At 74.9% G+C, this 20,515-nt stretch carries 16 protein-coding genes; 4 read left to right on the top strand and 12 right to left on the bottom strand.

Annotated elements, in window-relative coordinates; translation table 11 throughout:
* Nucleotides 1-76 precede the first annotated feature (76 nt).
* The 12 genes from PSED_RS22705 to PSED_RS35725 form a co-directional block, all read right to left on the bottom strand.
* Nucleotides 77-4,867, bottom strand: coding sequence for an ABC transporter transmembrane domain-containing protein (locus PSED_RS22705; protein ID WP_013676583.1), 4,791 nt, complete (start codon nucleotides 4,865-4,867; stop codon nucleotides 77-79).
* Nucleotides 4,868-4,982: 115 nt separating this feature from the next.
* On the bottom strand, nucleotides 4,983-5,168 hold the full coding sequence (locus tag PSED_RS22700; protein ID WP_013676582.1) for a hypothetical protein: 186 nt from the start codon (nucleotides 5,166-5,168) through the stop codon (nucleotides 4,983-4,985).
* Nucleotides 5,169-5,678: 510 nt separating this feature from the next.
* The gene (locus tag PSED_RS22695; RefSeq protein ID WP_013676581.1) at nucleotides 5,679-6,431 is read right to left on the bottom strand and encodes a sirohydrochlorin chelatase; all 753 of its coding nucleotides are present in this window, start codon (nucleotides 6,429-6,431) and stop codon (nucleotides 5,679-5,681) included.
* Nucleotides 6,424-7,326, bottom strand: coding sequence for an ABC transporter permease (locus tag PSED_RS22690; RefSeq protein WP_013676580.1), 903 nt, complete (start codon nucleotides 7,324-7,326; stop codon nucleotides 6,424-6,426). Before PSED_RS22690 ends, PSED_RS22695 begins: the two co-directional genes overlap by 8 nt.
* Nucleotides 7,316-8,116: an ABC transporter ATP-binding protein gene (locus PSED_RS22685; protein WP_013676579.1), complete on the bottom strand. Its 801-nt coding sequence runs from the start codon at nucleotides 8,114-8,116 to the stop codon at nucleotides 7,316-7,318. Before PSED_RS22685 ends, PSED_RS22690 begins: the two co-directional genes overlap by 11 nt.
* 62 nt (nucleotides 8,117-8,178) lie before the next feature.
* Nucleotides 8,179-9,276 (bottom strand): ABC transporter substrate-binding protein, encoded by a 1,098-nt coding sequence (locus tag PSED_RS22680; RefSeq protein WP_013676578.1) that lies wholly within the window; start codon nucleotides 9,274-9,276, stop codon nucleotides 8,179-8,181.
* A 39-nt stretch (nucleotides 9,277-9,315) separates the two neighbouring features.
* Nucleotides 9,316-10,665 carry a sulfate adenylyltransferase subunit 1 gene (locus PSED_RS22675; protein WP_013676577.1) on the bottom strand — a complete coding sequence of 450 codons (1,350 nt, stop codon included), beginning with the start codon at nucleotides 10,663-10,665 and terminating at the stop codon, nucleotides 9,316-9,318.
* Nucleotides 10,665-11,567: a sulfate adenylyltransferase subunit CysD gene (cysD, locus tag PSED_RS22670; RefSeq protein ID WP_013676576.1), complete on the bottom strand. Its 903-nt coding sequence runs from the start codon at nucleotides 11,565-11,567 to the stop codon at nucleotides 10,665-10,667. The genes PSED_RS22675 and cysD overlap by 1 nt, the downstream gene beginning before the upstream one ends.
* Nucleotides 11,568-11,575: 8 nt before the next feature.
* The gene (locus PSED_RS22665; protein ID WP_013676575.1) at nucleotides 11,576-12,280 is read right to left on the bottom strand and encodes a phosphoadenylyl-sulfate reductase; all 705 of its coding nucleotides are present in this window, start codon (nucleotides 12,278-12,280) and stop codon (nucleotides 11,576-11,578) included.
* Nucleotides 12,277-12,453 (bottom strand): hypothetical protein, encoded by a 177-nt coding sequence (locus PSED_RS22660; protein WP_013676574.1) that lies wholly within the window; start codon nucleotides 12,451-12,453, stop codon nucleotides 12,277-12,279. Before PSED_RS22660 ends, PSED_RS22665 begins: the two co-directional genes overlap by 4 nt.
* Before the next feature lie 64 nt (nucleotides 12,454-12,517).
* A complete protein-coding gene (locus PSED_RS22655; RefSeq protein ID WP_013676573.1) occupies nucleotides 12,518-14,197 on the bottom strand; it encodes a nitrite/sulfite reductase in 1,680 nt (559 codons plus the stop codon).
* Nucleotides 14,198-14,322: 125 nt separating this feature from the next.
* Nucleotides 14,323-14,406, bottom strand: a complete 84-nt coding sequence (locus PSED_RS35725) for a putative leader peptide (protein ID WP_379653349.1) — start codon at nucleotides 14,404-14,406, stop codon at nucleotides 14,323-14,325.
* Between the two features lie 359 nt (nucleotides 14,407-14,765).
* Between PSED_RS35725 and PSED_RS22650 the strand changes: the two genes are divergently transcribed.
* From PSED_RS22650 to PSED_RS22635, 4 genes are read left to right on the top strand one after another with little or no spacing between them, the layout of a single operon-like run.
* A complete protein-coding gene (locus PSED_RS22650) occupies nucleotides 14,766-16,196 on the top strand; it encodes an efflux RND transporter periplasmic adaptor subunit (RefSeq protein ID WP_193788426.1) in 1,431 nt (476 codons plus the stop codon).
* The gene (locus PSED_RS22645) at nucleotides 16,193-16,921 is read left to right on the top strand and encodes an ABC transporter ATP-binding protein (protein ID WP_013676571.1); all 729 of its coding nucleotides are present in this window, start codon (nucleotides 16,193-16,195) and stop codon (nucleotides 16,919-16,921) included. The genes PSED_RS22650 and PSED_RS22645 overlap by 4 nt, the downstream gene beginning before the upstream one ends.
* Nucleotides 16,918-18,150, top strand: a complete 1,233-nt coding sequence (locus PSED_RS22640; protein WP_013676570.1) for an ABC transporter permease — start codon at nucleotides 16,918-16,920, stop codon at nucleotides 18,148-18,150. The genes PSED_RS22645 and PSED_RS22640 overlap by 4 nt, the downstream gene beginning before the upstream one ends.
* Nucleotides 18,150-20,513 (top strand): efflux RND transporter periplasmic adaptor subunit, encoded by a 2,364-nt coding sequence (locus PSED_RS22635; protein WP_013676569.1) that lies wholly within the window; start codon nucleotides 18,150-18,152, stop codon nucleotides 20,511-20,513. Before PSED_RS22640 ends, PSED_RS22635 begins: the two co-directional genes overlap by 1 nt.
* The last annotated feature ends 2 nt before the right edge of the window (nucleotides 20,514-20,515 follow it).

The following is a 20,515-nucleotide window of genomic DNA, read 5'->3' as shown; positions in this document are numbered from 1 at the left end:
CGCCACTCGCGATGTCGAGATGCCCGTCGGCCCGGTGCCCGACGACGGGCCGGCCGTCCCGCAGGCACGCCCGAGGTCAGCGGCGGCGGCGCGGCGCCGGCGGGACCTTGGGGAGCTCGCCGGTGAGCAGCGACCGTCGCCGGGGGCGAGGGATCGCGCGGAAGGTCGTCGTCTCCGGGTCGAGATCGGCGTCGTCCTCGGGGACCCGCGGGTCGGGCACGGTGAGCTTCTCGAACGCCTGGGTCAGGTGCACGAGGGGCAGCGCGCGTGTCGGCTCGTCGAGGTCGGGCACCACGTGCCGGCCGGGATCGGGACGACGCGGGCGGTCGGCACCCTCGCCGCGACCCCGGGATCGTCCGCGCCGCGGCCCGTCGTCGGAGTGCCGGGCACGGCGCCCCTCGGACGTGCCGGGGTGGTTCGACGACGGTCGGCGCGCGCCCGTGGCGGGGAACGCCGTCGTCTCCGGGTCCTGCTCGTCGGCCCGCTCGTCGCGGGGGCGCGGGCGGGGCCGCCCGGTCCGCGACGGGGCGTCCGCAGCCCGGCGGCGTCGCGCGGGCGTGCCTGCCCGCTCCGGGTCCGGCCGGGTGTGGCGTGGCGGACGGGCGTGATCGCCGCTCTCCTCGGCATGCCGGCTGCGGGTGAGGTGGTCCGCGGGGTCCGCCGTCGTCCTGGCGCGGTGCCGCGTCGGGCGCGCGTCCCGACCCGTCCCGGCGCCGACCTCGTGGTCGTCCGGGTGCCGGCTGTCGACCGGGCGGTCGGCGGTCCCGCGTCCTCGTGCCTGCAGGCCACCGACCGGACGGCCGTTGACCCGGTCGCCGTGTGCTCGGTCGCCGTGTGCTCGGTCGCCGTGTGCTTGGTCGTCGTGTGCTCGGCCGCCGTCGGCTCGGTCGGCGTCGAGCCGGGTGCCGTTGGTCCGGGTGCCGTTGACGGGGTTGGCGGCGACGGGGTTGGCGGCGACGGGGCCGGCTCCCCGGCCGTCGCCGGCCGGGCGGCCGTCGACGCGGATGGGGTCGATCGGGCGGTCGTCGACGCGACCGGGGTCGATCGGGCGGTCGTGGCTCCGGCCGCCGTCGCGGAGGGCGGCGAACCCGGTGCCGTCGCCCGGGCGGTCGTCGACGCGGGCGGCGTCGTGTCGGCCCCGGTCGGCGTGGGCGACGCCCGGGCGGTCCTGGCCCCCGTCGCGGTCGACGCGTCGGGCAGCGACCGCGGTGCCGCCGCCCGGGCGGTCGTCGGTGCGGCCGGCGTCGAACCGGCCCCGGTCGGGACGGGCGGTGCCAACCGGGCAGTCGCCGGCGCGGTCGTCGCCGGTGGCCGCGGGGCGGTCGGTGCGTGCGGGCGCGTCGTCGGCGGGGCGGCCTGCACGGTCGGCGCGAAGACCGGTGGGTCGCGCCTGGTCCGCGGGGCCACGCCGCGGCTCGCCGAACCCGACGCCGGTGGGGCGCGGCCCCGGCCGGTCGACGTCGTCGGCCCGGTGACCGTCGTGGGCGCGCCGGCTGCGACCGGACCGCTGGTCGCCGGCTCGCCGGTCGGCGCCGGTGCGGTCGTACCGCCGAGCTTCGCCCGGAGTGCGGTCGTCGACGTGCGCGGCGCGGTCGGGTCGGCCGTCGCGACGCGGCGAGGGGCGGTCGGGGCCGGTGCCGTTGTCGCTGCGGAACCCACGGGGGTGGCCGTTGATGCGGCGTGCGGCGCTGTCGTCGTGGGCGGGGTCGCGTCCGTCGCGGCGGTCCGGAGCGGTGCCGTTGTCGCTGCGAACGCCGTGGTCGTGGCCGTTGACGCGGCGTGCGCTGCGGTCGGGCGCCGGGGCGCCGGGGCGGCTCGCGGGACGCCCGTCGGGGACGGGACCGTCGTGGGCGGCGCCGTCGTGCCGGGTGTCGCCCGGACGGCGTGACCCGCCGCGGTGGCCCACCTGCCCACCGGCTCCGAGCGGTCCCCGCGGAGGTGGCGCGGGGCGCCCGTCCGGGGCGAACCCGTTGTGCCCGTTGTTCTCGGCCGACCGGCCGCGGTGGCCGGGCCCGTCGCTGCGGACCGAACGCGGGGCGCCGGGGCGCGTCTCGTTCGGCACGGCGCCGGCGGCGGGCGCGCGGCGGCCGTCGCCCACCGGGAACCCGGGCTCCTCGCCCCGGCGATCGCCGGCGTCGACCCCGGCGGAGCGTGGACCGGGCGTGCGCGACCGTGACGTGACGGCCCGGGTCGCCTCGGCCGGGTTCTCGCCGTTCCCGGCGCCACCGCTGCGGGGCCGGCCGTCGGGCGAGAGCAGCGAGGTGTCCTCGACGTGGGAGGGCCGGGGGCGCGGCGCGCCGGACGCCGCGGCGGCGAACACCGCCGAACGCTCGGCCGGGAGGAGCCGGGGGGCCGACTGTCCGCGGTCGTGGTCGAGCGGCTGCGGCGCGCCCGGCCCTGTCGTACGGGCCGCGAGCGGGAGGGCGACGAACCGCCGCCCCGCGGCCGGTGCCGGCTCGGCCACCGGGCGGGGCCGGACGAAGGGGACCGGCACGGGATCGGTGGGGGTGCCGGGCCGCGCGGCGGGCCGGATCGGGACCAGCACCGTCTCCTCGGCCGCCGCGATCGCCGATACGGACGCGGCGGCCGCGGGGACGGGCGCCCCGATCGCCGGCACGGGCGCCGCGATCGCCGGCAAGGGCGACTCGGGCGCGACCGTCGCGCCCCGCCCCGCGGTGCCCGGTCCTGCAGTGCCCGGTCCTGCAGTGGCCGGTCGCGCGGTGCCCGGTCGCGCGGTGCCCGGTCGCGCGGTGCCCGGTCGCGCAGTGCCCGGTCGCGCAGTGCCCGGTCGCGCAGTGCCCGGTCCCGCGGCGCCCCGCCCCGCGCCCTGTCCCGCTCCGCCCTGTCCCGCTCCGCCCTGTCCCAGTCCGCTCTGCGCCGCCTCGGGATGGTGCAGCTCGTACAGATGGGCGTAGCCCTCGCTGCGGTCCAGCAGTTCCTCGTGCGTACCGCGTGCGGTGATCTCGCCGTGCTCGACGAAGAGGATCTCGTCGGCATCGGTCACGGTGACCAGGTTGTGGGAGATGATCACCGTTGTGCGGCCGGTCATCAACCGGCGCAACGGCTCCAGCACACGGCGGCTGGACTCGGCGTCCAGGCCGGTGGTCGGCTCGTCGAGCAGCAGGACGGGCGCGTCGCGGATCATCGCCCGCGCGATCGCGATGCGCTGGCGCTGCCCGCCCGACAGCATCCGGCCGCGCTGGCCGATGCGGGTGTCGTAGCCGTCGGGCAGCCGGGTGATGAAGTCGTGGGCGTCGGCGGCGGCCGCGGCGGTGGCGACGTCCTCGTCGGTCGCGTCCGGGCGGCCCCACCGGATGTTGTCGGCGATCGAGCCGTCGAAGACGAGCGTCTCCTGCAGCACTACGGTGATGTTGCGGCGCAGGTCGGCCAGCCGTAGCCGGCGGATGTCGACGCCGTCGAGGCTGACCGTGCCCTGGTCCGGGTCGTAGGTGCGCATGAGCAGCTTGGTCAGCGTCGACTTGCCCGCGCCGCTCGCGCCGACGACCGCGACCTTGCGCCCCGGCGCGATGGTCAGGTCGAGGTGGCTGAGCACCTGCCGGTCGGTGCCCGGGTAGGCGAAGCTCACGCCCTGGAGAGCGATCCTGCCGGTCGCCCGGCCGATCCGGACCGGCTCGGCCGGGTCCTCGACGAGCGGCTTCTCGTCGAGGACCTCGATGATGCGCTCGGCGCTGGCGCTCGCGGCGAAGATCGAGTTGGTGAGCCCTGCGAAGCCCTGGACCGGGCCGTAGAGCTGGGTGATGTAGGCGAGGAAGACGAGCAGGCCGCCGAGGGTGATCCGGTTCTGCGAGAGCTCCCAGACGCCGATGCCGATGACGACGAGCGTCCCGATCGACTCGACCAGCGCGCTGATCGGGGAGAACATCCCCTCGATCTTGATGGCGCGCATCTGGGCGCGGAAGTTGCCGAGGTTCTGGTCGCGGAAGCGGCGGCCCTCGTCGGCGGCGCGGTCGTAGGCCTGGACGAGCGCGACGTTGCCGAAGCTCTCCTCGGCCACCGCGCTGATGGAGCCGGCCCGGCGGCGGCTCTCACGCGCGGCCGACTGGATCCGTTTCGCGAACACCCGCGCGACGAGCAGGAAGAAGGGCGCGGCGACGAGTGCCGCGAGCGCGAGCTGCCAGTTCAGGACGAACATGGCGCCCGCGTAGAAGACGATCTGGAAGCTGTAGGTCAGCGCCATGTTGACGCCGGTCAGCATGAGCTGCTCGATCGAGGAGACGTCGCCGGTCAGCCGGGAGAGCAGGTCGCCGAGCTGGCGGGTCTCGAAGTAGCCGGACGAGAGCCGGTGCAGGTGGTCGAACACCCGTTGCCGCACGGCCATCACGAACTTCTCGCCGACCCACGCCGTCATGTACTCGTCGGCGAAGTTGATCAGCCCACCGATGACGGTGATCGCGAGGAAGGCGCCCGCGATGAGCGGGAAGAGCCGGAAGTCGTGGGGGGTGAGGACGTCGTCGACGAGGATCTTGAACAGGTAGATGTTGACGGTGCCCAGCGCGGGCCCGACGCCGACCAGTGCCAGGCTGAGCAGCATCCGCCCGCGGAACGGCTTGGTGTCGGGCCAGAACCGGCGGAAGATGTGCCGGATCGGGACCTTGGCGGCCTCGCGGACGTCCGCGATCGTGCTGCGCTCGTACGGACCGTCGTCCTCGCCGTCGTCGTCCTCGCCGTCGTACGGCTCGCGGTGCGGGTCGTCGTCGCGGTCGCGGTCGCGGGTGTCGGGCCGGTCGCGGGCGCCGTGCGTGTGGTCCCGGTGCTCGTGGTCGTGCTCGTGCTCGTGCTCGTGGTCCGGGATCTCCGAAGCCCGGCGCGGCGGGGACGGGCGTCCCCCGGCGGCGGTGGTGGACATCGACGAACTCCGTTCATGCCGACGGCCCCGCGCCGCTGGGGCTTCGCGCGGGGCCGCCGGAACCGCTACTCAGCCAGGCTGAGTCAGGCGTGCTGGTCTCTGCTGGGGCGAGAGATCAGCGGCCGCAGTGGTCGCGGTGGTGCTGGCGCTTCGACTTGCGGGCGCACGGGTCGTCGTGGTGGTGGTGACGACGGCCGTGGTGGTGTCCGTGGTGGTGGTCGTCGTCGTGGTGCGACGGCGGCTTCGGCAGCCCACAGGTCGGCTTCGGGGGCGCCGGCTTGTGCGAACGACGAACAGACATTGGCACTTCCTTTCGAACTCGTGCAGCGCGCGATTGGCGCCGCTGCACACTCTTTCGTATTCCGCACAGCCACGTTTCAGTCGACACACACATTCACCTGCCCGTCGCAACCCCCCGAACAGGTCACCCGGTCGGTGGCCAACGTCTCCCCGACCCATGGTGTGGTGGCACCGACGGCCCCCGTGGCGCCCTCCGCCGGTGCCGTCCGCGGCGGCGTTCACGCTGCTCCACACCGTCTTCGGCATGCAGTGATCATGGTTCGCCACGGACCGCCGCCTGTTGCGCCGAACGAGTGGACGCCGCACGGGTTGGCGTCCGTTCGGGGACGTGCGGGCGGCGTCGGAATGACGTGGCACCACGAAACTTTTCCGCGCGGGCGCCCTCTCCACCACCGATCCGAGTCGGCCGAATGCGCTCCGTGAGACCGTCCGTTTCGTCCCGCGACTGTTCGTCGGAATCGCGCGCGCAAACGGATCCGTGGAAATGCGCCGAACGGCGCAACGTGATTTGTCAGCCCGCGTCGACGAATGCGGAGGGTGTAACACTTGCGTGGATCGTGACGCCGTGGCGGGCGAGCAGGGTTGCGGCCACGAGAGGGTGGTCGCCCAGCGGCTCGGCGACGACGGCCGTCGGGTCGGCGGCGAGAGCCTGGTCCCGGACGCGGTCGAGCAACCGGCCCGGGGCGAGGAACCACGGCAGGACGGCGATCCGCCGCGCCCCGCCGTCGCGGAGCCGGGAGATCGCCTCGGGGACGGTCGGTCCCGCCGAGGTGGCGAACGCGGCCGACGCCCGCGGCAGCCCGGCGGCGAGGGCGCTGACGGCGTCGTTCGCGGCGGCGTGGCTCGATCCGGCGGCGGCGAGGACGACACCGGTCCGCGGGGCGTCGGCGGCGGTGACGGCGGCGGCCAGGCGCGCCCGCGCGGCGGCGAGCAGTGCGGCGGGCTCGGCGCCCAGCACCGGGGAGACGGCGACGTCGAGGCGTGGCAGCCGCGTCGAGGCGGCCTCCACGGCGGCGGGGACGTCGACCCGGGCGTGGAACGCGGTGCCCAGCAGCAGCGGCACGACCACGGCGCGCCGGTGCCCGTCGGCGGCGACGGCGTGCAGCACGTCGGGCAGCCGGGGGGCGTTGAAATCGAGGAACGACAGCCGGACGTCCAGTCCCGGCGCCTGGGCGGCGGCCTCGCGCACGAGGCGGTGCATCGTCGCCGCCGAGCGGCCGTCGCGGCTGCCGTGTGCGACGGCGACGAGCGCGGGCTCAGACACCGGCCGCGAGCCCGCGCACGCGCAGCACGCGACGCTCGATCGGCCGGAAGATCAGCAGCTCGATCCCGATGCCCACGACGAGGATCAGGAAGATCGCGGCGATGACCTTCGGCATGTCGTTGAAGTCGCTGCCTTCCTTGAGGAAGGCGCCCAGGCCGATGCCCAGCAGCGGTCCGGCCGCGATGATCTCGGCGGCCATCAGCGACCGCCAGGAGAACGCCCAGCCCTGCTTGCAGCCGGCCAGGAAGCCGGGCAGGGCCGCGGGCAGCAGGATGTGCCGCGCGGTGGCCAGCCCGCTCGCGCCGATGACCTTGCCGACACGCGGGAAGATCGGCGGGATCTGGTCGATGCCGGACACCAGGCCGTTGGCGATCGAGGGGATCGACCCGGCGAGCACGACGAAGTAGATCGTGGAGTCGGTCAGCCCGAACCAGAGCACCGCGGCGGGGACCCAGGCGACCGACGGCAGGCTCTGCAGGCCCGACAGCAGCGGGCCGATCGCCGCGCGCACGACGCGGACGCGGGCCACGAGCAGGCCGAGCGGCACGGCGATGACCAGCGCCATGGCGAAGCCCACGAACGCCCGGCTGATCGAGGTCCAGAGGATCGACAGGACCTGCCCGTCGCCGACGACGGTGGCGAACGAGTCCCACACCGCCAGCGGCGCGGGGATCTTGAACTCGGGCACGATCGCCGACGCCCAGATCACCTGCCACACGCCGATGAACAGCGCGAACGCGACGATGGGCGGCACCCCGGTCCTCAGGAACCGGCGCCACCACGGCACCCGGCGGACGGTGGGCGTGTCGAGGGCGTCGAGCCCGGCGAGCTCGGCGGCGGACTCGTCGTCGGCGAGCGGTGCGCCGGCCGGGCGCGGTGCGGTCTCAGGCTGCATGGCTCGCGATGACCTGGCGCAGCCGCCCGGTGATCTCGTCGTGGAGCCGGTCGCGGTCGTCGCCGACCGCCCACTCGCCGACGACGGTGCCGGGCCGCGACGACAGCAGCACGACGCGCTGGGCCAGCCGGACCGCCTCGCGGACGTCGTGGGTGACGAAGACGATCGTGGTGCCGGTGGCCCGCCACACCCGCAGCAGTTCACCCTGCAGGGCGTCGCGGGTGATGGCGTCGAGCGCGGCGAAGGGCTCGTCCATCAGCAGGACCCCGCCCCCGGTGCCGTCGGGCCCCGTCGCGGCGGCGAGCGCACGGGCCAGCGAGACGCGCTGGCGCATGCCGCCGGAGAGCTCGTGCGGACGCTTGTCGGCCAGGCCGTCCAGCCGGACCAGCGTGAGCAGCTCGGCGGCGCGCGCCCGCCGCGCCGACCGGGACAGCCCCGAGAGCTGCAGCGGCAGCTCCACGTTGCGGCCCGCGGTCAGCCACGGCAGGAGCGCGGCCTCCTGGAACATGAACGAGGGGGAGCCGGCCGGCCTGGTCAGCGTGCCCGCTGTGGGCTCGTCGAGCCCGGCGACCAGGTTGAGCAGCGTCGACTTGCCACAGCCCGACGCGCCGAGCAGGCACACGAACTCGCCCGGCGCGACGGCCAGGTCGACGTTCTGCAGCGCGGTCACCGCGTCGGAGCCGCTGCCGAACGTCTTGCCGACACCCTCGAGCCGCACCGCCTCCGGCTGCCCGGGGGCGGCCGGCGTACGGGTCGCGGTGGTCTCGGTCCCGGTCGTGGTGGTGGTCATCGGGCCGTCACCCTTCTCGTCTGGGGTGGGGGCGGCTCCCGGTGGGGAGCCGCCCCCGAGGGTCAGGAGCTCTTCGGCCTGTCGAGGCCCGCGGCGTCGACCGGGGGCTTGCCCGCGGCCTTCAGCACCGCGTTCACCGCCGTGACGTCGAGGAAGCCGTGCAGGTCGGTCTCCTTCTGCGTCGCGCCCGCGGTCACGCTGTCCTTGGACAGCTGTGGGAACGTCGCGGCGAGGGGATCGAGGCCGAAGGACAGCTCCGTGAAGGCCCGGTCGACGATGTTCGGTGCCAGCGCCGAGCCGGAGAGCTGCTTGATCGCGTTGTTCGCCGCGGTCTTCGCGCCGGCCGGATCGCTCGCGATGAAGTCGATGGCCTTCTGCTCACCGCGCAGCAGCGCCTCGACGGCGTCGGGGTGCTGCTGCAGGAAGGCGGTGCGGACGATCACGACGGTCGTCGGGAACTGGCCGTTCGGCCACAGCGTGCGCTCGTCGACGAGCACCGAGGCGCCCGCGTCGACGAGCCGGGAGCTCCAGGGCTCGGGCAGCCAGCCGCCCGCGATCTGGCCGGACTTGAACAGGTCGAGCGTGCGCGGGTTGTCCAGGTTCTGGACGACGACCTTGTTCGGGTCGGGCGCCGTGGCGATCTCGAGGTTGTTGGCCTTGAGCCACTTCTTCAGCGACACGTCCTGGGTGTTGCCCAGCTGCGGCGTCGCGATCGTCTTGCCCTTGAGCTGCTCGGGGCTGGTGATGTCCTTGGAGACGACGAGCTGCGCGCCCCCCGACGCGGCGCCCGCGATCAGCCGGACGGCCTCGCCGTTGGACTTGGCGAACGCGTTGATCGCCGGGCTGGACCCGATGAACGCCACGTCGAGCGAGCCGCCGAGCAGGGCGTTGACCTCGTCGGGACCCGCGTTGAACGTCTGCGTCGTCAGCTTCGTGGAGCCGAGCTCCTGCGCGAAGTAGCCCTTGTCGACGCCGATCAGCGCCGGCGCGTGGGTGATGTTCGGGAAGTATCCGAGGCGCAGCTCCGCGGCCGGCGACGTGGCGGCCGCCGACCCGGAGCCGCTGGACTCGGAGTCCGAGGCCCGCGAACAGGACGCCAGCACCCCCACCGCGGCGAGGGCGGCGAGGACGGCGATGGGAACTCTGGAACGCAGGCGCATCGGACGGGACTTCCTTTCGGGGGATGGGAAGAGCGGGGACTACGGTCCGGGGGTCGACGGCGCCCGGCTGGGCAGGTCGACCAGGACGAGTGGGTCGCCGACGAGCCCGGCGGCGAGGGTGTTGCCCGTGGGTGGGTCGATGAGCAGGAACCCGCCGGTGGCGCGGATGTCGGCGTAGTCGTCGACCGGCAGCGGGTCGGCGGTGCGCAACGCGACCCGGCCGATGTCGTTGATGGCCAGCTCGGCGGGCTGCTCGAGGGCGAACGTGTCGGTGTCGAGCCGGTCACGCAGGTCGCCGACGATCACCTGCGTCGTGCGGGTGCCGTGCTTGAGCAGTAGCCGGGCGCCGGGACGCAGTGGCTTCTCGGCGAGCCAGCACAGCGTCGCGTCCAGTTCGTCGGTGACCCGCGGCGGCGCGTCGGCGGCGGCGATGACGTCGCCGCGCGACAGGTCGATGTCGTCGGTGAGCAGGATGGTGACGCTGCGCCCGGCGGCCGCGGCCGCCAGCGGTCCGTCGGCCGTCTCGACCGATGCGACGGTGGTCCGGTGCCCACCCGGCAGCACGACGACCTCGTCGCCGGGCCGGACCGTGCCGGAGGCGACCTGGCCGGCGTAGCCGCGGTAGTCGTGCAGGTCCCCCCAGCGCGAAGCGTCAGCGGAGCGCGCATCACCAGCGGTACGGGGACGGATCACGTACTGCACGGGGAGCCGGAACGGTGCGTCGGCCTCCGGGCCGGTGACGGGCACCGACTCCAGGTGGCCGAGCAGCGTCGGGCCCTCGTACCAGGGGGTGTGCGGGCTGCGCTCGACGACGTTGTCGCCGACCAGCGCCGACACCGGGATCGTGACGACGGCGTCGTCGGCGAAGCCCAGCGACCGGGCGAGCCCGGCGAAGTCCTTGGCGATGGCCTCCAGGACCGCCTGGTCGTAGTCGACGAGGTCGATCTTGTTGATGGCCAGGACGAGCCGCGGGACCCGCAGCAGGGCGAGCACGGCGGCGTGCCGGCGGGTCTGCTCGACGACGCCGTTGCGCGCGTCGACCAGCAGCACCGCGAGCTCGGCCGTCGACGCGCCGGTCACCGTGTTGCGGGTGTACTGCACGTGGCCCGGGGTGTCGGCGAGGACGAACTCGCGGGTCGGGGTGCCGAAGTAGCGGTAGGCGACGTCGATCGTGATGCCCTGCTCGCGCTCGGCGCGCAGGCCGTCGACCAGCAGGGACAGGTCGGGCGTCGTCAGGCCCTTGTCGACCGAGGCGCGCTGCACGGCCTCGATCTGGTCGGCCAGCACCGACTTGGTGTCGTAGAGCAGCCGGCCCACCAGGGTGGACTTGCCGTCGTCGACGGATCCGGCGGTCGCGAACCGCAGCAGGTCGCGGGTGTTCTCACCCATCAGAAGTACCCCTCACGCTTGCGGTCCTCCATCGCTGCCTCGGACAGCCGGTCGTCGGCACGGGTGGCGCCGCGCTCGGTCAGCCGCGACGCGGTGACCTCGGCGATCACCTCGTCGAGCGTCGTCGCCGTGGACTCGACGGCGCCGGTGCAGGAACCGTCGCCGACCGTCCGGTAGCGGACGGTCCGCCGCTCGAGCGTCTCGTCGCCCCGCGGCCCGCCCCACGGGCCCTCGGCCAGCCACATCCCGTCGCGGCGGAACACCTCGCGCTGGTGCGCGTAGTAGATGGACGGCAGCTCGATCCCCTCGCGCTGGATGTAGCGCCAGACGTCGAGCTCGGTCCAGTTGGAGATCGGGAAGACGCGGACGTGCTCGCCCGGCGCGTGCCGGCCGTTGTAGAGGTTCCACAGCTCCGGACGCTGCTTGCGCGGGTCCCAGCGGCCGAACGCGTCGCGCAGGCTCATGACGCGCTCCTTGGCGCGCGCCCGCTCCTCGTCGCGGCGGCCGCCGCCGAACACGGCGTCGAACTTCTTCTCGACGATCGAGTCCAGCAACGGAACCGTCTGCAGCGGGTTGCGGGTGCCGTCGGCGCGCTCGACGAGGCGCCCGTCGTCGATCCAGTCCTGGACGTGCGCGACCTCGAGCCGCAGCCCGAGCTTCGCGACGAGCGCGTCGCGGAACTCGATGACCTCCGGATAGTTGTGCCCGGTGTCGACGTGCAGCAGCGGGAACGGCACCGGTGCCGGCGCGAACGCCTTCACCGCGAGGTGCACCAGCAGCGTCGAGTCCTTGCCGCCGGAGAAGAGGATCACGGGCCGGTCGAACTCGCCCGCGACCTCGCGGAAGACGTGGATCGACTCGGACTCCAGCGCGTCGAGCGCGTCGACCGTCGGGATGCTCACGGAGGCGCTCACTGGACGTGCAGCCCGCACTCGATCTTGCCGGTGCCCGCCCAGCGCCCCGAGCGCGGGTCGGCACCCGGCAGCGGCCTGGCCGTGCACGGCGCGCAGCCGATGGACGGGTACCCCTCACCGACCAGCGGGTTCACCAGGACTCCGTGCTCGGCGATGTAGGCCTCCATGTCGTCGTCGCTCCAGGCCGCGATCGGGTTGACCTTGACCAGGCCGAACTTCTCGTCGTAGGTGACGAGGGGGGTGGCGGCCCTGGTCGGCGCCTCGACGCGGCGGACACCGGTGACCCAGGCGTCGTAACGGGCGAGGGTGGACTGCAGGGGCGCGACCTTGCGCAGCGCGCAGCACTGGTTGGGGTCGCGCGCGAACAGGTCCTTACCCCACTCGGCGTCCTGCTCGGCGACCGTCTGCGCCGCCGTCGCGTTGACGATCCGCACGTCGTAGACGTGTTCGACGGCGTCGCGGGTGCCGATCGTCTCGGCGAAGTGGTAGCCGGTCTCCAGGAACAGGATCTCCACGCCCGGCCTGGCCCTGGCGGCCAGGTCGACCAGTACCGCGTCCTGCATGTTGGACGCGACGACCAGCCGGTCGCCGAACGTCTCCGCCGCCCAGGCGAGCACCTGCTCGGCGGTGGCGTCGGGACCGAGCTCGTCGGCCCCGCGCTCGGCCAGCGCGCGCAGGTCGGTCTCCGTCGCGACGCTCATCGCTTGGTCACCTCGGGCACTCCGATCCCGATCATCTTCACGGTGAAGGTGCGCAGGCAGTCGGCGCAGTACCACGCGCCGTGCGGCACCTTCTCGGTCTGTTCGGCGGGGCGGAGGTCCTCCTCGCCGCAGTACGGGCAGTAGAACGGCACTGCCCTCGTCGGCGCGCTCACGCGACCTCCTCGCCTGCGTTCGTCCGCCGCGTCCGCGGACCCGCCGTGCCGAGCGCGAGCTCGGTCACGTGAGGGCGTCCTCGTCGGCGCGCAGCACCCACTGTGCGAACCGCTCGCCCTCGGTGCGCTGCGCGACGTAGTTGCGCACGATCCGGTCGACGTAGTCGCCCAGCTCGGCGCTGGTGACCTTGAGGCCGCGCAGCTTGCGGCCGAACCCGGCGTCGAGACCCAGCCCGCCGCCCAGGTGCACCTGGAAGCCCTCGACCTGGTTGCCGTCGGCGTCGGTGACGATCTGGCCCTTGAGCCCGATGTCGGCGACCTGGGTGCGCGCGCAGGAGTTGGGGCAGCCGTTGAGGTGGATCGAGATCGGGACGTCCGGGTGGACGTCGGCGAGGCGCTGCTCCAGCTCGTCGACCAGCCGGATCGCCCGCTCCTTGGTCTCGACGATCGCGAGCTTGCAGAACTCGATGCCCGTGCAGGCCATGGTCGCTCGCCGCCACGGCGACGGATCGGCCTGCAGACCGAGGCCCGCGAGCTCCTCGGTGAGGGCCGCGACGCTCTCGTCGGGCACGTCGAGCACGACGATCTTCTGCTGCGGGGTGAGCCGGACCCGGCGCGAGCCGACCGACTCCGCCGCCTTGGCGAGCGCGACCAGCGTCGTCCCCGAGACCCGGCCGGACGCCGGCGCCACGCCGATGTAGTTGCGGCCGTCGGTCTGCTTGTGGACGCCGATGTGGTCGATCGGGCGCTCCGGGGTCGCGGGTGCCGGGCCGTCGACGAGCGGGCGGCCCAGGTACTCCTCCTCCAGGACCCGGCGGAACTCCGCGGCGCCCCAGTCGGCGATCAGGAACTTGATGCGGGCGCGGTGGCGCAGCCGGCGGTAGCCGTAGTCGCGGAAGACGGAGATGATCCCGGCCCACACGTCGGGGACCTCGTCGAGCGGGACCCAGGCGCCCAGCCGCTGCGCGATCTTCGGGTTCGTCGACAGCCCGCCGCCGACCCAGACGTCGAAGCCCGGCCCGTGCTCGGGGTGCACCGAGCCGATGAACGAGACGTCGTTGACCTCGTGCGCGACGTCCTGCTGCCAGGAGATGGCGGTCTTGAACTTGCGCGGCAGGTTGGAGAACTCGGGGCTGCCGATGTAGCGGTCGAGGATCGTGCGGATCGCGGGCTCGGGGTCGAGCACCTCGTCGGCGGAGATCCCGGCGACGGGGGACCCGAGGATGACGCGCGGGGTGTCGCCGCAGGCCTCGGTGGTGAGCAGGCCGACGCCCTCCAGCCGCTTCCAGATCGCCGGCATGTCCTCGATGGCGATCCAGTGGTACTGGACGTTCTGCCGGTCGGTGACGTCCGCGGTGTCGCGGGCGTACTGCTCGGAGATCTCGCCGACGACGCGCAGCTGCTCGGTGGTCAGGGCGCCGCCGTCGATGCGGACCCGGAGCATGAAGTAGCGGTCGTCGAGCTCCTCGGGCTCGAGCGCCGCGGTCCGGCCGCCGTCGATCCCGGGCTTGCGCTGGGTGTACAGACCCCACCAGCGCATCCGGCCGCGCAGGTCGGACGGGTCGATCGCGTCGAACCCCTGCTTGGAGTAGATGTTCTCGATCCGCGCACGAACGTTGAGCCCGTCGTCGTCGCGCTTGACGCGCTCGTTCGGGTTCAGCGGCTCACGGTGGCCGAGCTTCCACTGGCCCTCACCGCGCTTCGGGCGCGCAGGGGACTTCGCGGGCGGGGTGGTGGGCGGCAATTCGGGGCCTCCGGAGGAGGGCAGGGCTCACCGACCCCCGGGAATCGTGCGGCAGCGAACGACAACCGGAGCGCGGCTCACCCTGCGCCGGTGATCGATCCGTGGTGGGACGGCGGCGCGCGGGCTCAGCTCGCGCGACAGATCGCGCTGGTGACACGCTGCAGATCGACGTGGCGACGGGCCACGAGCCGCAGGGTCAGCGCATTCACGCGTTCAGGGTGCCATGTCCGGACGGCTGAGGCCAAAGACCGTCTGGCCCCTGGGAGTGTCCGGTTAATTGTCCGGACATTTCAGGGTGGGTACTCCGACGTGCTGATCCACGCGAGCGGGGGACCGCGCCGCCCGACCCGGCCGCCGCGGATGTGACGTGATCGGTCGCACCGGCGCCTCGCCGACGCGGTCTCGGCCCGTTCGTACCCCGATGTCCGGCACCGTCCTTTTCGGACGCGCCGGCTCTCAGCGCACTCCCAGACTCGCCTGGTGCCGCTCTCAGGGACCGCGGTTAGCGTCGGCCCGCCGGCCGCGGGGCACCGGCCTGGATTCGGTGTGCGAGCGGTGGGAGTTCGAGTTGGCCGAGTCATCCGTCGAGGAGACGGCGCCCGGTGTCGCCGGTGCGGCGGACACGGCGCCGATCGGGGCCGGGCCGGCAGCGGGCGGGTCGCCACCGGGGGCCGGTGCGGCCCGGCGGCGGGCGCTCGCGCCGCGGTCCTGGTCGCGCCGGGTGCGCTGGATCGTCGTCGCGGCGGTCGTGGTCGTCGTCGTGGGCGTGGTGCTGGCGGTGACGCTGCCGGGCTCGTCGGCGGGCCCGGCACCCACGCTGGTGCGGGCCCAGGTGGGGACGCTGCGCACGACCGTCGGCGCCACGGGCACGATCGCGCCCGCACAGCGCGCCGACCTCGACTTCGGCGTCTCCGGGCAGGTGACGTCGGTGTCGGTGACCGTGGGCCAGCAGGTCGCCGCGGGGGCCACCCTCGCGACGGTCGACTCCGCCGGCCTGCCCGGACAGGTCGCCCAGGCGAACGCGAGCGTCGCGAGCGCGCAGGCGAAGGTCGACGCGGACTCCGGGACGAGCGCCGCCCAGCGCAACGCCGACGCCGCCGCCCTGTCCGCGGCCCAGGCCCAGCTCGCCGTGGCCCGGCGCAACCTGTCCCAGGCGACGCTGACCGCACCCTTCGCCGGGACGGTCGCGGCCGTGAACGTCACGGCCGGGCAGCAGGTCTCCGGCGGCGGGTCGGCGGGCGGGTCTGGGGGCGGGTCGTCGGGCGGGTCGTCCGGTACCGGATCGGCGGTGGGGGGCAGTGGCGGCGCCGGGGCGGGCGGCGGATCGTCCGCGGCCGGGTCCTCGTCCGCGACGGCGGACGTCGTCGTGATCAGCACCGGGACGTTCGTCGTGAACGCGACCGTCGACGACACCGAGGTCGCCTCGCTCAAGGCCGGGCAGAGCACGCAGGTCGTCCCGACGGGCACCACCACGCCCGTGGCGGCCACGGTCTCGACGGTCGGGCTCGTCGCGTCGTCCAGCTCCGGGGTGGCGAGCTACCCCGTGACGCTGACGGTGACCGGCGACGCGTCGAGCCTGCGGGCCGGTGAGACCGCGCAGGTCACGATCACCACGTCGCAGACCGACGGCGCGCTGCTCGTGCCGTCCGCCGCGGTGCGCGGGTCCGGCGCGAACGCGTCGGTGCTCGTCGACTCCGCCGGCTCGGAGAAGACCGTCCCGGTGCAGGTCGGTGCGACCGACGGCGCCCGCACCCAGATCCTCTCCGGGATCACGGCCGGGACCGAGGTCGTCGTGCCCACCGGGACGCCGGGCGCGACGGCCGGCCGCGGGGGCGGGGGCTTCGGCGGGTTCGGCGGCGGCGCCGGGTTCGGCGGCCGCGGTGGCGGTGACGGTGGCGGCGGCGGTGGCGGCGGCGGCCGCTTCGGCGGCGGCGGTGCCGGGGGCGGCGGCGGTGCAGGGGGCGGCGGCCCGCGCCCGGTCGTGGGCGGTGGCTCGTGACCACCGCCGCAGGCTCCCCGCCCGGCCGCGCCGAGGCCCTCATCGAGCTCGTCGGCGTCGGCAAGACCTATCGCAGCGGCCCACTCGAGGTCGACGCCCTGCGCGGGGTGGACCTGCGCATCGACGAGGGCGAGTACGTCGCGATCATGGGACCGTCGGGCTCCGGGAAGTCGACGTTGATGCACGTACTGGGCTGCCTCGACGTCGCCTCGACCGGCAGCTACCGGCTGGCGGGCGCCGACGTCGGGCAGATGGACGAGGAGGAGCTCGCCGCCGTCCGCAACCGGCGCATCGGGTTCGTCTTCCAGCAGTTCAACCTGCTGTCGTCGATGCCGGCGTGGCGCAACGTCGAGCTGCCGCTCAGCTACGCCGGCGTCGCGCGCGCCGAGCGCAGGGACCGGGCCCTCGCGGCACTGGCCCGGGTCGGCCTCGCCGCGCGCGCCGAACACCGTCCCGGTGAGCTCTCCGGCGGCCAGCAGCAACGCGTCGCGATCGCGCGGGCCCTGGTCACCGAACCCGCCCTGCTGCTGGCCGACGAGCCGACGGGCAACCTCGACTCCGCCGCGACCACCGACGTGCTCGCGCTGCTCGCCGAGCTCAACGCGCTCGGCCGCACCGTCGTGCTGATCACGCACGAGGAGGACGTCGCCGCGGCGGCCTCGCGCGTCGTGCGGATCCTGGACGGGGAGATCCACTCCGACACCGGTGCGGGGGTCGCCGCGTGAACTGGCGCGAGACCATCCGGACCGGCTGGGACGCCGTCCGGTCCCACCGGCTCCGGTCGGGACTGACGATGCTGGGCATCCTCATCGGCATCGCGGCCGTGATGCTCACCGTCGGGCTCGGCCAGGGCGCACAGCGGACCGTGACGTCGCAGATCAACGCGCTGGGCAGCAACCTGCTCGTCGTCACCCCCGGGAGCACGACCGGGGCGAACGGGGTGCGCGGCGGTGCCGGGAGCGCCTCCACCTTGACCCTCGCCGACGCCACCGCGCTCGCCTCCCACGACGTCGCGCCCGACGTCGCCGCCGTCGCGCCGACCGTCCAGCGCTCCGAGGCGCTCACCGCCGGCACGGCGAACTGGACGACGACCGTCGTCGGGACGACGCCCGAGTACGCGGGCGTCCGCGCCCGGACCGTCGCCGAGGGCCGCTTCCTCACCACGGACGACGTCACCGCGCACTCGCCCGTCGTCGTGCTCGGGTCGGTGACCGCGTCGGAGCTGTTCGGCGGCGGGCAGGCCGTCGGGCGGACGGTGAACGTCGCCGGGGTGCCGATGACCGTCGTCGGGGTGCTCGCGTCCGCGGGGTCGTCGGCCGCGACGAACCAGGACGACCAGGCGATCCTGCCCTTCACCACGGCCGCCGACCGGATCATCGGCGGCTCGGCGCGCACCGCGGTGCAGGCCATCTACCTGCAGGCGGCGTCGAACGAGGTCCTGCCCGGCGCCTACCAGGAGGCCGACGCCGAGCTGACGGCGCTGCACCGGATCACCGACCCGGCCGACGCCGACTTCACCATCACCAGCCAGCAGTCGATCCTCGACACGGCCAACGCCATCACCGGCGCCCTGACCGCCGTGCTCGGCGGCATCGCCGCGATCTCGCTGCTGGTCGGCGGCATCGGGGTCATGAACATCATGCTGGTGTCGGTCACCGAACGGATCCGCGAGATCGGCCTGCGCAAGGCCCTCGGCGCGACGCCGTCGGTGATCCGCCGGCAGTTCCTCGTCGAGGCCGGGGTGCTGGGGCTCGCGGGCGGCGTCGCCGGCGCGATCCTCGGCGGCCTCGCCGCCTTCCTGCTCTCCCACGCCATCGGACAGCCGATCGTCGTGTCCGTGCCGGTGACGATCGGCGCGATCGTCGTCGCGATCGCGATCGGGCTGGTGTTCGGCGTGTACCCCGCGAGCCGTGCTGCACGGCTCGCCCCCATCGACGCACTGCGGAGCGAGTGATGACCGCTGCCCTGCGCAGGACCGGGGTCCGCCGCCGGGTCTGGATCGCCGCCGCGGCGGTGACCGTCCTGGTCGTCGCGCTCGTGATCACGGGCGTGGCGAACGCGAGCGACTCGGGCGACTACCGGACCGCCGTCGCCCGCACCGGAGACGTCGCCGCCACGCTGGACGCCGCCGGGACCGTCACGCCCACGTCCGAGGCCGATCTCTCCTTCCCGATCTCCGGGCAGGTCACGACGGTCCCGGTGACGGTCGGGCAGCAGGTCGGCGCGGGCGCGGTGCTCGCGACGCTCGACACGACGTCGCTCGACGCGCAGGTCGCGCAGGCCCGCTCGCAGCTCGCGGCGGCGCAGGCGCGGCTCGCCGCGGACCGGTCGGGCCAGGCGTCGGCGGCGGGCGCCGGTGGTGCGGTCCCGGCCTCGTACGTCGTGTCCACCGAGCCGGCCGGCGTCGGGGCCGGAGCCGTGCCGTCGGCGGACCTCGGTCCGGTCGACGGCGTACCTCCCGGTGCCGTCCGGGTGACCGCGGTCGCGGCGGCCGACGTCGTCCCCGCCGCGGCGCCGGGCGGCATCCCCGCCGCGCAGACCGCCGTCCTGGCCGACCAGCGCAAGGCCGATGAGCTGCTCGCGGTCGCCCAGCGGGACCTCACCGTGTCGACCACCGCCTGCGCGCCGGTGCTGGCGCCGGGCCTCACCGCGGTCACCCCGGTGACCGGGACGACCGCCCCGACGACGACCGTCCCGACGACGACCGCCCCGACGACCGCGGCTCCGGCGACGGTGCCGACGACCGCGCCGACGACAGCGCCGACGACTGCGGCCCCGGCGACGACGGCTCGTCCCACCACGGCTCCGAGGACCGCGCCGTCGTCGTCGAGGGGCGCGCACGCGTCGGACGCGGTGTTCACGACGGGCACGTCCGGCGTCGTCGACGCGTCGGCGGCCTCGGGGCCCGCGGCCCTGCTCGTGACCTGCCAGGCCGCGATCAGGACGGTCATGGCCGACCAGCAGGCCGTCGCCGCCGCTCAGAAGACCCTCGCGTCCGACGAGGCCGCGCTCGACGCCGCCCTCGCGGCCGTCGCTCCGGGTTCGGGCTCCGGCACGGGCGGCTCCGGGACGGGCGGCTCCGGGACGGGCGGCCCCGGCACGGGCGGCTCGGGCACGGGCGGCACCGGGACGGGCGGCTCGGGGACGGGCGGCTCGGGGACCGGGGGCTCGGGGCCCGGCGGGCCCGGGACCGGCGGGTCCGGCGGGTCCGCCGGGTCCGGGACCGGTGGCACCGGGACCGGGGGGCCGGGCGCGGGCGGGACCGGCGGACCCGGGGGACCGGGCGCGGGCGGGACGGGCGCGGGTGCCGGGGGTGCAGGTGGAACCGGCGCGGGCTCCGGCGGTGCCCCGGGAGCGGGCGGAGCGGGCGGGGCGGCGGGTGCGGGCGGACCGGGCGGTGCTTCCGGAGCCGGCGCTGCTTCCGGAGCCGGCGCTGCCGGTGCCGGGGGCGGCAACGGTGCGGCCGGTCACGGTGCGGGCGGTGCGGGCGGTGCGGCGGCCGCGAACCGCGGCGTCGCCGGGATCCAGGCCTTCGCCGGTGCGGGTGCCAGGGCCGGGGGCGCGGGCTCGGGCGGTGGCCGGACGACCGTCGTCACCGCGGCCCAGCTCGCCGCCGACCAGGCCCAGGTCGACGCCGACTCGGCCGCGCTGACGACCGCGCAGCAGAACCTCGACCAGGCCCAGCTCGTCGCCCCGATCGCGGGGACGGTCGCGGCGGTGAACCTCACCGTCGGCCAGCAGGTCGGCGGGGGCACGGGCGCGGCGCAGGTCGTCGTGCTCGGCCAGGGCGCCGACGACGTGACCGTCCAGGTCCCGGAGAGCTCGATCGGCAGCGTGCACGTCGGCGACAGGGCGACCGTCGTGTCCGACGGCTCGGCCCAGCCGATCACGGGTTCGGTGGCCTCGGTCGGCCTGCTGCCCCGCGGCACGGGTTCTCCTGTCACCTACCCCGTGACGATCGCGCTCACGGGCACGCCGCCGGCCCTGCCCGCCGGCTCGGGCGCGACGGTGACCCTCACCGTGGCGTCGGCGACCGCGGTGCTCACCGTCCCGACCTCGGCGGTGCACACCGGCCCGGCCGGCAGCACGGTCGAGGTGCTGCGCGGCGGCAAGCCGGTGGCGGTGCCGGTGCGGATCGGCGCGTCCGGCGCGACGTCGACCCAGATCCTCTCGGGCGTCGGTCAGGGCGACCAGGTCGTGCTCGCCGACCTGTCGCAGCCGCTGCCCACCGGCGGCGCCCCCGGTCTGCGGACGCTGGGCGGTGGTGGAGGCGGTGGTGGAGGCGGCGGAGGTGGCGGCCCCCGATCCGGCGGCTAACC

The organism is Pseudonocardia benzenivorans CB1190, assembly GCF_000196675.2.
Taxonomy (GTDB): Bacteria; Actinomycetota; Actinomycetes; order Mycobacteriales; family Pseudonocardiaceae; genus Pseudonocardia; species Pseudonocardia benzenivorans.
Note: the sequence above shows the minus strand (reverse complement) of the source record. Positions and strands in the feature narration are given on the sequence as shown.

Excerpts from the sequence above, each read along its gene's own strand:
- PSED_RS22705 (WP_013676583.1), bottom strand. The coding sequence starts at position 4,867 with ATGTCCACCACCGCCGCCGGGGGACGCCCGTCCCCGCCGCGCCGGGCT.
- PSED_RS22700 (WP_013676582.1), bottom strand. The coding sequence starts at position 5,168 with ATGTCTGTTCGTCGTTCGCACAAGCCGGCGCCCCCGAAGCCGACCTGT.
- PSED_RS22690 (WP_013676580.1), bottom strand. The coding sequence starts at position 7,326 with ATGCAGCCTGAGACCGCACCGCGCCCGGCCGGCGCACCGCTCGCCGAC.
- PSED_RS22685 (WP_013676579.1), bottom strand. The coding sequence starts at position 8,116 with ATGACCACCACCACGACCGGGACCGAGACCACCGCGACCCGTACGCCG.
- PSED_RS22680 (WP_013676578.1), bottom strand. The coding sequence starts at position 9,276 with ATGCGCCTGCGTTCCAGAGTTCCCATCGCCGTCCTCGCCGCCCTCGCC.
- PSED_RS22675 (WP_013676577.1), bottom strand. The coding sequence starts at position 10,665 with ATGGGTGAGAACACCCGCGACCTGCTGCGGTTCGCGACCGCCGGATCC.
- PSED_RS22665 (WP_013676575.1), bottom strand. The coding sequence starts at position 12,280 with ATGAGCGTCGCGACGGAGACCGACCTGCGCGCGCTGGCCGAGCGCGGG.
- PSED_RS22635 (WP_013676569.1), top strand. The coding sequence starts at position 18,150 with ATGACCGCTGCCCTGCGCAGGACCGGGGTCCGCCGCCGGGTCTGGATC.